The sequence below is a fragment of the Thermohalobaculum xanthum genome (assembly GCF_016623495.1).
Lineage (GTDB): Bacteria > Pseudomonadota > Alphaproteobacteria > Rhodobacterales > Rhodobacteraceae > Thermohalobaculum > Thermohalobaculum xanthum.
In genome coordinates, this window is sequence record NZ_JAEHHL010000014.1 from 26,038 (window position 1) to 36,388 (window position 10,351).

The 10,351-nt window shown below is 63.9% G+C and carries 8 protein-coding genes and 1 tRNA gene; 5 read left to right on the forward strand and 4 right to left on the reverse strand.

Annotated elements, in window-relative coordinates:
- Position 1: 1 nt before the first annotated feature.
- Positions 2–739, reverse strand: coding sequence for an AraC family transcriptional regulator (locus H0I76_RS18060; RefSeq protein WP_200613236.1), 738 nt, complete (start codon positions 737–739; stop codon positions 2–4).
- A gap of 88 nt (positions 740–827) precedes the next feature.
- On the opposite strand from H0I76_RS18060, the gene H0I76_RS18065 reads away from it, so the two are divergent.
- Together H0I76_RS18065 and H0I76_RS18070 are read left to right on the forward strand one after the other, a co-directional pair.
- On the forward strand, positions 828–1,364 hold the full coding sequence (locus H0I76_RS18065) for a peroxiredoxin-like family protein (RefSeq protein WP_200613238.1): 537 nt from the start codon (positions 828–830) through the stop codon (positions 1,362–1,364).
- Between the two features lie 143 nt (positions 1,365–1,507).
- Complete coding sequence (locus H0I76_RS18070) at positions 1,508–2,395, forward strand: RNA polymerase factor sigma-32 (RefSeq protein ID WP_200613240.1); 888 nt, start codon at positions 1,508–1,510, stop codon at positions 2,393–2,395.
- Between the two features lie 62 nt (positions 2,396–2,457).
- Here H0I76_RS18070 and H0I76_RS18075 read toward each other — a convergent pair whose 3' ends face one another.
- On the reverse strand, positions 2,458–3,972 hold the full coding sequence (locus tag H0I76_RS18075) for a M48 family metalloprotease (protein WP_200613242.1): 1,515 nt from the start codon (positions 3,970–3,972) through the stop codon (positions 2,458–2,460).
- 97 nt (positions 3,973–4,069) lie between these two features.
- On the opposite strand from H0I76_RS18075, the gene H0I76_RS18080 reads away from it, so the two are divergent.
- A tRNA-Arg gene (locus H0I76_RS18080) sits at positions 4,070–4,146 on the forward strand.
- A 401-nt stretch (positions 4,147–4,547) separates the two neighbouring features.
- On the opposite strand, the gene H0I76_RS18085 is transcribed toward H0I76_RS18080, so the two are convergent.
- Positions 4,548–5,468: a sulfurtransferase gene (locus H0I76_RS18085; RefSeq protein ID WP_200613244.1), complete on the reverse strand. Its 921-nt coding sequence runs from the start codon at positions 5,466–5,468 to the stop codon at positions 4,548–4,550.
- 272 nt (positions 5,469–5,740) lie between these two features.
- Between H0I76_RS18085 and H0I76_RS18090 the strand changes: the two genes are divergently transcribed.
- On the forward strand, positions 5,741–6,175 hold the full coding sequence (locus H0I76_RS18090) for a lipocalin-like domain-containing protein (protein WP_200613246.1): 435 nt from the start codon (positions 5,741–5,743) through the stop codon (positions 6,173–6,175).
- A 283-nt stretch (positions 6,176–6,458) separates the two neighbouring features.
- On the opposite strand, the gene H0I76_RS18095 is transcribed toward H0I76_RS18090, so the two are convergent.
- A complete protein-coding gene (locus tag H0I76_RS18095) occupies positions 6,459–7,484 on the reverse strand; it encodes an AraC family transcriptional regulator (protein ID WP_200613247.1) in 1,026 nt (341 codons plus the stop codon).
- A 152-nt stretch (positions 7,485–7,636) separates the two neighbouring features.
- On the opposite strand from H0I76_RS18095, the gene H0I76_RS18100 reads away from it, so the two are divergent.
- On the forward strand, positions 7,637–10,135 hold the full coding sequence (locus tag H0I76_RS18100) for an arylsulfatase (RefSeq protein ID WP_200613250.1): 2,499 nt from the start codon (positions 7,637–7,639) through the stop codon (positions 10,133–10,135).
- Positions 10,136–10,351 lie beyond the last annotated feature (216 nt).

The window sequence follows — 10,351 nt, forward strand, 5'->3', positions numbered from 1 at the left end:
CTCAGGCGGCGCTGCGGCGGATCCGCATCGGGCACTCGCCGTGGATCTTGCGGAAGGCGCGCGTGAGGGCCTCGGCCGAGGCATAGCCGTAGCGATGCGCGACGGCCTGCACCCGGTCGCCGCGAACAAGGTCCTGCCGCGCCAGCGTCATCCGCCACTCCCGCAGATAGGCAAGCGGCGTCCGGCCCACCGTGCCCGCGAAAAGCTCGGCGAAGCGCGAGGGCGAGAGCGCCGCTTCGGCAGCAAGGTCCGGGACTGTCCAGGCCCGCTCGGGGGCATCGTGCATGGCGACGATGGCGCGGCCGAGGCGCGGGTCGGCGAGGCCCGCTAGCAGGCCCGGCGAGGCGGCGCCGCGGGCGATCTCGGCGCGCAGCAGCCGGATCACGATCACCTCGCCCAGGCGGTCGAGCACGGGCCCGGCACCGCAGCGCATCTCGCTTGCTTCAGCCGCGAAGACGCGAAGCAAGGACGCGGTCTCGCTGCCCGTCTCGACCGTCATCTCGACCCTTTCGGGCAACGCGGCCAAGAGCGGGTTCGATGCACCGCCCCAGTCGAGGCGCGCCGTGATCGCGTCGCACCCGAGGCCGAGCCGCCCGCTCTCGTGCGGTGTCAGCGAGACGCGCATCGCACCGTCCTTGCCGGCGCGGCAGATCCCGAGATTGGCCACGGCCTCGCGGGCGGGCGTCACCGTGAGCGAGAATCGCGCGATCAGGGTGGAGAGGCGGTCGAGGCGTGGCATCGGTCGGCGTTCCTGTCAGAAAAATCGGAATTCCCTGATCTCAGGACCTGCTAGACCATGAGCCACGCAGCAGATCAAGGAGGTTTCCATGCTGATCCCCCGCAAGCCCGTCCCGGCGCTGAGCCTGCCCATGCTGGGCGGCGGCGTGTTCGACCTCGCGACCGAGACCTCGGAGCGCGGCACGGTCGTGTGCTTCTATCGCGGCTTGCACTGCCCGATCTGCGCCAACTACCTCACCGAGCTGGAGAAGCGGACCGCGGACTTCGCCGAGCGCGGCGTCACGACGATCGCGATCTCGACCGACGGCGAGGAGCGCACCGCGGCGATGGCCGAGAAGATCGGCGCCAAGGCGCTGCGCTTTGCGCACAGCCTGTCGCTGCAGGGCGCGCGCGAGTGGGGGCTCTACCTTTCGGCTGGGCGCGGCAAGACCTCGATCGGCATCGAGGAGCCGGCGCTCTTCTCCGAGCCCGGTCTCTTCATGGTGACGCCCGAGGGCACGCTCTATTACGGCTCGGTCCAGACCATGCCCTTCGTCCGGCCGCATTTCTCGGAACTGGTCGGTGCGCTCGATTTCGCCATCGCCAAGAATTACCCGGCGCGCGGCGAGTTCACGGGCGCCGTCTGAAACGGCCTGCGGCGGGCGCGCCCCGCGCCGCCCGCCCATTCTTCGAAAATCCTGCCATGAAGTGATCCGATCCCGTCCGCCCCCCGTAACAGTCTCCAGAGCCGCGCCAGACGGTGGGGACGATGACAGGGAAGAGGACTCGCATGGCAACTGCATCCAGTGTTTCCCCCGGCGACGTTGCCCGTCAGGCCATGTCCGCCGAGCTTCTTGACGCCGCGACCGAGCATGCGCTGGCCTGCCGGTGGCGCGACGAGCGCGACGAGGCCGCGCTGCATCGCCTGGTCACGGCCTACATGCGGCTCGCCATCTCGATGGCGGCGAAATACCGACGCTATGGCGCGCCCATGTCGGATCTGATCCAGGAAGCGAGCGTCGGGCTGATGAAGGCGGCCTCGAAGTTTGACCCCGACAGGGGCGTGCGCTTCTCGACCTACGCGGTCTGGTGGATCAAGGCCTCGATCCAGGATTACGTGATGCGCAACTGGTCGCTGGTGCGCACGGGCTCGACATCCTCGCAGAAGTCGCTGTTCTTCAACATGCGCCGCGTGCGCGCGAGGATCGAGGCCGAGCTCGCGCATGACGGCGGCGAGGTGACCCCCGCCGACATGCGGCGCGAGATCGCCGAGGAGCTGGGCGTGCCGCTGCGCGATGTCGAGATGATGGAGGCGCGGCTTGCCGGCGCGGATTTCTCGCTCAACGCCCAGCAGGCGGGCGAGGATGGCCGCGAGTGGGTCGAGACGCTGGAGGATGAAGCCCCGCGCCCGGACGAGGTGGTCACCCGCCGCAGGGATCTTGGCACGGCGCGCGGCTGGCTCAACGACGCCTTCACCGCCCTGACGCCGCGCGAGCGCATGATCATCGGCGCCCGCAAACTGGCCGACGAGCCCGAGACGCTGGAGAGCCTCGGCGAGAAGCTCGGCCTCTCGAAGGAGCGGGTGCGCCAACTCGAGGCGCAGGCGCTGCGCAAGATGCGCGCGCGTCTCGAAAGCGCTCACGGCGGGGCCGTCGGCGAACTGGCGGCGACCCTCTGACGCCCCCCTAGTCCCTCAGACGCCCGGAGCCCCCTCCGCTCCGGGCGTCCTTTTTGTTCCGATCACCGGACGAGCTTGACCTCCTCGCCGCGGGCGGGCTGGGCGCCGCTGCTCAGGCCGTTGAGAACGCGGAACCGCTCGACCGGCAGCGCATCGACCGCCATGCGCCGGCCAAGGCTCTCCGCGGTATCGCCGGCGCCAACCGTCACTATCTCGATCCGCCGCGCCTTGATCGCCCGCCGCTCGGCGTCACTCAGCCGGCGGAACGTCTGCGCCGAGCGCGCCATGGCGTCGAGAGCATTCGAGCCGCGCGGCGCGAGCCCGGTGAAGCGGTAGAGCTTGCCGTCGAGCCTGACGGCCACGAGAAGCGCGTTGTATGTCCCGTTCTGCAGCTGCACCGGCAGCACTGCCTGTGCCGCAGGCAGCCCGTTGATGGTGATCTGCCTCAGCCCCTGGAGCTGCCCGGTCCGGACCTCTCGCGCGATCTGTGGCGCCCACTGGCGTGCGATATAGTTGTCCAGCGCGCCGCCGGGATCGTTCGCCCCGTCGAAGACGATCCGCGTGTTGCCCGAGCCGCTCGCGACGACCGCCGAGGGCGTGTTGGTGATGCGGTAGCCCGCGGGCACGTCGAATGCGAAGCCGAGGACCGGGTGACTGAACGAGGTGCCCTCGACGATCCCCTGCTCGGGCGACTGGCCATAGGTCATGCCGTTGATCGCCGCGAGGTATCGGTCGGTCCCGAGCTCGCCTTCGCCCGAGATCGCGCCCTCGGCGCGGGCCGTGTCGACCGCCTGTCGCGTGCGCGGCCCGGTGGCGGGGTGCGACGCGAAGAAATCGACCTGGTTGGCATCGTAGCTCTTGCCCGCTGCCCGCGCATCGAGGGCCGAGGAAGCCGCGAGGTTGTCGAGGAACTCGGCCTGGGCATAGGGGTCGTAGCCCGCACGCGCCAGGTACCTGATGCCGAGATGGTCGGCCTCGAGCTCGTCCTGCCGCGAATAGCTGGCGACGATGCCGCCCGCCGCGACCTGGCCCAGCTCGAGCGCGCCGCGGGTCAACGCGGGGTCGGCGCCCATCACCGAAAGGCCGATCGCGCCCAGCAGCAGCCCCAGCCCCGCAATGGTCGAGCGGTCCTGGCGCTCGCCGCCATGCCCGGCCGTGACATGGCCGATCTCGTGCCCGATCACGCCGGCAAGCTGCGCCTCGTTCTCGGCCAGCGCCAGGAGCCCGCGCGTGACGTAGACATAACCGCCCGGCGTGGCGAAGGCGTTGACCACGGGGGTGTCGAGAACCGTGAAGGTCCAGCGCTCGTTTGGCTGCTCGGAGACGGCTGCGACCCGCCGTCCGACGCGCTCGACGTAAGACGTCACCTGCGCGTTGCGGTATTCGCCGCCATACTGCGCGACGATCTTCGAATGGTTCGAGTCGCCGTCGCGCTGTTCCGACGCCGAGCGAACCGTCGAGGTCTCGGGCGCGCTCGTGCCGGAAAAGCCGCCGCTTCCGGCGGTGGTCTGGCAGGCGACGAGCGCGCTGGCGCCAAGCGCGAGCGCCGCCGAACGCAGCAGTCTTGCCAAGGTCATCTTCGTCTCCCGGTCGGGCTTTCGGCCTTTCGCGATCCCCAGGTTGGGGGTGCCATGGATTGACCGCAAGCGCGGCTTCCACTACCCCTGCGCGCAGGACCCCGTAGCTCAGCAGGATAGAGCGGTCGCCTCCTAAGCGACAGGTCACAGGTTCGAATCCTGTCGGGGTCGCCAAGCGAACATAAAACCATTTAATATCAAATATTTATGTAGCATTCTCGGAATGCGGGTTGCCGGGGTTTGAATTTTCCCGTTCCGTTCTGACCTGAGAGATCTCTCCGTCGGTCAGGATCATCATCGACCTAAGGTCGAAAGCTTGGCTCTGAGGTGTCTCTCGGCGTCGCCCTGCTCTAACTGCCACTTTCAGCGAGGGCGCATTATGGGCAGGATCATAGGGTGAGGTTGTGTGCCATGCAGATGGACTGCCTCAAACGCTTCGAGCTCCGCTCGAAGTGGTCACCCACTGCGCGAACGAAGCTGCCATTCGCTAGGCCTCGCCGGATGGCGGCTCCCGGCCCTTTCCAGACTTTCGTGCTTCATGCGGCGAAGGTCCGGTTCGAGCCCAAAGCCGTCGCTCATGACGTCTCGATCGGCATGTTTTCGTCGGCACTCCACTCGGCCCATGACCCGTCATAGAGACGCGACCGCTCGAACCCGGCCGTGCGAAGAGCGAGCAGTCCGCACGATGCCGCCAGTCCGCGTCCGCAATACGCTATGACCTCCTTGTCGGGCGAGAGGCCCTTACCGGAATAAAGGGCACGGAGATCGTCTTGGTCGGCGAACCGAAACGATCGCCGTTCCGACAATTTTCTCGCGCGCTCGGCGTATGAGACCAGTGCAAGTTCCGGATCGATGTTCGAGATTGCCGGAACATTCACGGCGCCGGGTATGTGGCCCGAACGCCCGCCCCAGAGATGCGTTCCAGCTCCTCGAAACAAGTCGTTTGGAAGGCAGTCGACCAGAACTACCCCGGGATCGCCTATCGCATCGAGAACGTCGGACTTCCGGGCGATCCACTGTTCGCGGCGTTCGGCGCGGAACGTTGCTGCCGGCGGTCGATTGTCGCCCGACTCCAGAGGCCGCTCCTCAAGTTTCCACTGCTGCAGTCCGCCATCCAGCACGTGGACCTTGTCGTGACCATAATAGGAGAGCGCCCACCACAGCCTCGCGGCGGCAAGCGGAATGCCGGAATCGTCGTAGACCACCACATGGGAGCTGTTCGCGACGCCCAGCCGTCCCATCGTTTTCTCGAAGTCCTCTGGTCCTGCGATCATGTCCGGCAAAGGACTGTGAGGATCGCAAAGCTCCGACGCCATTCCGACATGGACCGCACCCGGGATATGCTCGCGGCGAAAATCCTCTGGGTCGTCATATGCAATGCCCCTGCCGTGCTCCTCGCGAAACTTCCATCGAACATCGATGATGCGCAGGTCCGGATCCTCAAGATGTTCGGCCAGCCATGACGTGGCCACGAGTGGGCTCAGCTGCGCGGTCATCGGCGATCTCGCTACCTGTGATATGTCCTCATCAAATTATAGCGCACCACAGCGCATATGGCCGCTCCGTCCGCACCCCGGTCGCCCACGGAGGACACGCTCGATGGCCGCTGCTGGTAGGTGCGGTCATTCCCGACGACGGCGCATTTCGACGGCTTCGAGCCCTTAGCTGATATTGGCGACTGGAGCGGCTCAGAAGGAATGTCGGGAGCTGGGTTCTTCCGCCGTGTGCTGGTGTCTGGTAGCTTCGGGGACACCTGCGGGGCGGACAGATGACCGGAATTACACCGCTTACCGGCACCTGGGAGCTGGTGGCGTGGTACAACGAGACAGCGGATGGAAGGCGGATCTATCCGCTGGGTGAACGAGCGACGGGGTACATCAGCTATTCGCCCGACGGCTTCGTATTTGTGCATCTGAGCGCGGCAGACCGGGCGCTCTACGCGGTAAACGATCCCTTCGGGGGGAGGGCGGAGGAGGACTCGGCGGCGATAAAGTCGCAGATCAGCTATGCTGGTCCCTACGAGTACCACGTTGACCACGTGATCCATCAGGTCACTCAGTCTTCCTGCCCGAACTGGGTCGGGACCGAACAGCGGCGCAGGGTCGAATTTCGAGGCGAGGGGCTTCGGCTGAGCGCGACGGGGGTGCTGTTCCAGGGCGAGGAGGTCACAGCAATCGTGGACTGGCGGCGAGCAAGGGGTTGAACGCGGCTCAGCTCTACGAAAGAGCGGCGAAGGCGCGCATTTTCGGCTGGTTCCGCTGAACTCGGTGAGTCTTCGTACTGCCTCGGCCGAGAAAGGTTGCTAGTCGTCTTATAGCGAATGGCAGCTTAGTCCGCTGAGCGGCCTTTCGTGATCCGTGCAGCGAATGGCCGATCTGAACCCGAAGCGGACGATCATCGCAGTGGAACGGGCCAGCGTTGGTTTGGCGGAAGATCAAATTCTGCGCCACCGCCGACTTTGCCCAGGACGAACCGGCTTTCGCCAATCACTCCCTTGTCGGGTCGGACGGTCCCCCGCCATTCCTATCCCTCCAGGCCGCTGGGGTTTCTCCGGTCCAGCGCCGGAATGCCCGGATGAAAGCGCTGGGGTTCGAGAAGTCGAGGGTAAGGGCGAGGTCAGCGATAGTGAGCTTGCTCATCGAGAGAAGATCACGTGCGATCGCAAGCCGGACGGCATCCCGAACCTCCTCGAAGGAGGTGCCCTCTCGCGCCAGCGCCCGGCGCAGGGACCGGGGTCCTATGTCAAGATGCCGGGCCACCTTTGGCATGCCCGAGTTACCTTCGAGCAAAAGTGCGCGAAGCGCCCGTCTTGTCCGGTGCGTCCATTCGGCCGAGTCGAGTGCAGGTTGCGAAAGCATTTCCTTCATCGCCCGGGCTCTCAACTGCGGATCCGCAGTGGGCAAAGGGAAAGCCATATCGTCCAATGAAAGATAGAATCCTGTCTCTGCCGCACCGAAGTGGACCTCCGCACCCAGGCTGGACCATCGACCGGGGCTGCGCGGCATTGGTCGCATGGATAGGTACTCGCGCGGATGAATGGCGCCCCGTGTGAGTTCGGTGACGATCCGGTTGAGTGTTGCGAGGACCAAGTCTTGGGTTATGGGAGAAATGATCAGGCCGGGTCTGTGGACACCGTAGCCGAAAAAAATGTCGTTCGCCTGCCTGCGGAGATAGGTGGCGGCCCCCGAGGTATTCCGATCCTGCGACGCCGAGAGATCCAGGAGGGCCTCTCCAAGAGTTGGCGCGGCCCGAACCACGTGAGACAACGGGCCCAGAACGGACGTCGTGTTCTTTGCGCCGAGTAGAAGTCCGAAATCCTCACGACCCGTAAGCGCGACGGCATTCTCCAGGATCGTCAGGACAGTACTCAACTCGAAAAAACGGTTGGGAACCAAAGCTTCCTCGACGAGACCGGTGCCCGCAAGGACATCCTCTATCGGAACCGCCAGCTCGGCGAGTAGACCGGGAAGTGGGACGAGGGGATCTGAACGCTGTTTTGGTGGCTCGGACATAGGAACTGTCCTCAAAAGGCAATCGCCGCTTGCAGCCATGTGGTAGCTTTTGGGCCATCCGCGCAAGACCTGCGGCACGACGCGACCAGCCGCACTTATGCATCGAAGCTGGGTGCGGCGCTTTTTCAGAACCTGCAAGATTGGAGGAGTACATGCAAAGAGTTGTCATCGCCGTGTTCCTGGCCACGGTCGCCCTCCCGCTTGGGCTTGCCAATCCGGTTTTCGCTCAGAGCGACATCGGATCGCCGAGCGGCACGATTACCCTCGACGGAAGTCAAATTCCCCCCGCCCCAATGCCTTTTGGCGGCAAGATCGAGGACGATGCGCTAAAGTCCACGCCCTGGTGGCCTCCTCGTGCCGTACCGCCTGCTGAAGCCCCGAACGTCCTCCTCATCATCACCGACGACGCTGGGTTCTCGGTTCCGAGTACTTTTGGCGGTGTTATTCCGACCGAGACGATGGACAAGCTCGCCACGGAAGGACTGAGCTACACGCAGATCCACTCCACGTCCCTGTGCTCGCCGACACGTGCCGCGCTCATCACCGGGCGTAACCACCACTCCGCGGGTTTCGGCGTGATCTCGGAGCAGTCCACGGGGTACCCCGGCTACAACAGCATCATCTCCGAGGACAAGGCAACGATCGGGCGTATCCTGCTCGACAATGGCTACAATACCTCTTGGTTCGGTAAGGACCACAATACCCCCGCCTTCGAGGCAGCACAGTCCGGCCCGTTCGACCAGTGGCCCACGGGGATGGGTTTTCAGTACTTCTACGGCTTCGTCGGTGGCGACGCGAACCAGTGGCAACCGAACCTGTTCCGAAACACCACGCAGATCTATCCCTTCGATGGACATGAAGGAGAGTGGAACCTCATCACCGCGATGGCAGACGATGCGATCAACTGGATCACCGACATGCACCAGATCGATCCATCCAAGCCATTCTTCGTCAAATACGCACCCGGCGCCACGCATGCGCCGCATCACCCCACGAAGGAATGGGTCGAGAAGATCGAGGCGATGCATCTCTTCGATGATGGCTACGAGGTACTGCGCCAGACAATATTCGAGAACCAGAAGAAGATGGGTCTTGTGCCGCAGGATGCAACGCTCACACCCTGGCCTTCCGAACACATCAAGCCTTGGGACCAGTTAACTGACGTCGAGAAGAAACTGTTCATCCGTCAGGTCGAGGTATTTGCCGCTTATGCCGCCTATTCCGACCACGAGATCGGTCGCCTGATCCAGGCCGTCGAGGACATCGGTGAACGGGACAACACGTTGATCATCTACATCAACGGCGACAACGGGACGAGCGCCGAGGGAGGACCGCTGGGTACCCCGAACGAAGTGGCGTTCTTCAATGGGCACAACATGATCCCCGCGGAGACCCAGATGCAGTGGTACGACGTCTGGGGCACCGAAGAGACCTACAACCACATGTCGGCAGGATGGTCCTGGGCATTCGACACACCGTTCGACTGGTTCAAGCAGAACGCTTCACGGCTCGGTGGCATCCGGCAGAACATGGTGGTGTCGTGGCCTGCCAAGATCACCGACAAGGGCGGGCGGCGCGATCAATTCATGCATGTGATCGACGTGGTGCCGACAATCCTCGAGGTCACCGGGATACCCGCGCCCAAGGAGGTCGACGGAATCGAGCAGGCGCCGATCGAGGGAACGAGCTTTGCCTACACGTTCGACAAGGCCAACGCCGACGTTCCGAGCCGCCACGCCACCCAGTATTTCGAGATGATGGGTCAGTGGGCGCTGTACCACGAGGGCTGGCTCCTCAGCACAGAAGTGAACCGCACCCCTTGGGACGCCTTCGGCCCGGCGAACACCGATCCCCTGAACAACCAGGTGTTTCAGCTCTATGACCTTAGCAAGGACATGAACCAAACCAACGACATTGCAGACGCCAATCCGGAGAAGGTCAAGGAGATGAGGGCGCTCTTCGCCGAGGAGGCCAAGAAGTACCAAGTCTTTCCACTTGACGCGTCCTTTGCCGCCCGCGTCGTTGCGCCACGTCCAAACATCACGGCGGGGCGGAGTGAGTTCACCTATACCAAGCCTATGGTCGGACTGCCGCAGGGCGACTCGCCTTCGATCCTCAATGCCTCATACACCATAACGGCAGAGATCGAAGTGCCCGCAAGCGGGGCCGAGGGGATGATCCTGACCTCTGGCGGCCGTTTTGGCGGCTACGGCTTCTACCTGAAGGACAGCAAGCCCGTCTTCCTGTGGAACATGGTCAACCTCGAACGCCTCAAGTGGGAGGGGACCGAAGTGCTCAGCCCCGGCAAGCACGTGGTCGAGTTCGACTTCAAGTACGACGGGATGGGTGTGGGGACGCTCGCCTTCAACAGCTTCGATGGAGTCGGAAAGGGCGGTACCGGAATCCTGAGGGTCGACGGGAAAGACGTACAGACGCAAGCCATGAAGAACACGCTGCCGATGATCCTCCAGTGGGATGAAAGCTTCGACATCGGTTCGGACACTCTGACCGGTGTCAACGACGCGGACTATTCGCCACCATTCAAGTTGACTGCGAAACTCGACAAGCTGACCATTAAGGTCGATCGACCCCAGATCAGCGACGCCGACAAGGCAAAGCTGGAAGCTGCGATGCAAAGAGCCAAAGACTGACGCCGAAATTTTGGGGTCGTCACTTGGTGGACGACCCCATCCCGAACATCTGCTGGCTCTCAGTATGGTCGAGTGTCGTACCTGACAGAAGGTCGGTGCGGAAGACTGACGGTTTAGCAAATGCGCCGCTCACTTATCATTATCGGCTGCTTCGTCCGCTGTGCTGCCTTTCGTTTGTCCGACGTCAGCGCCTATGGGCCATCTGAGTTGATTTCA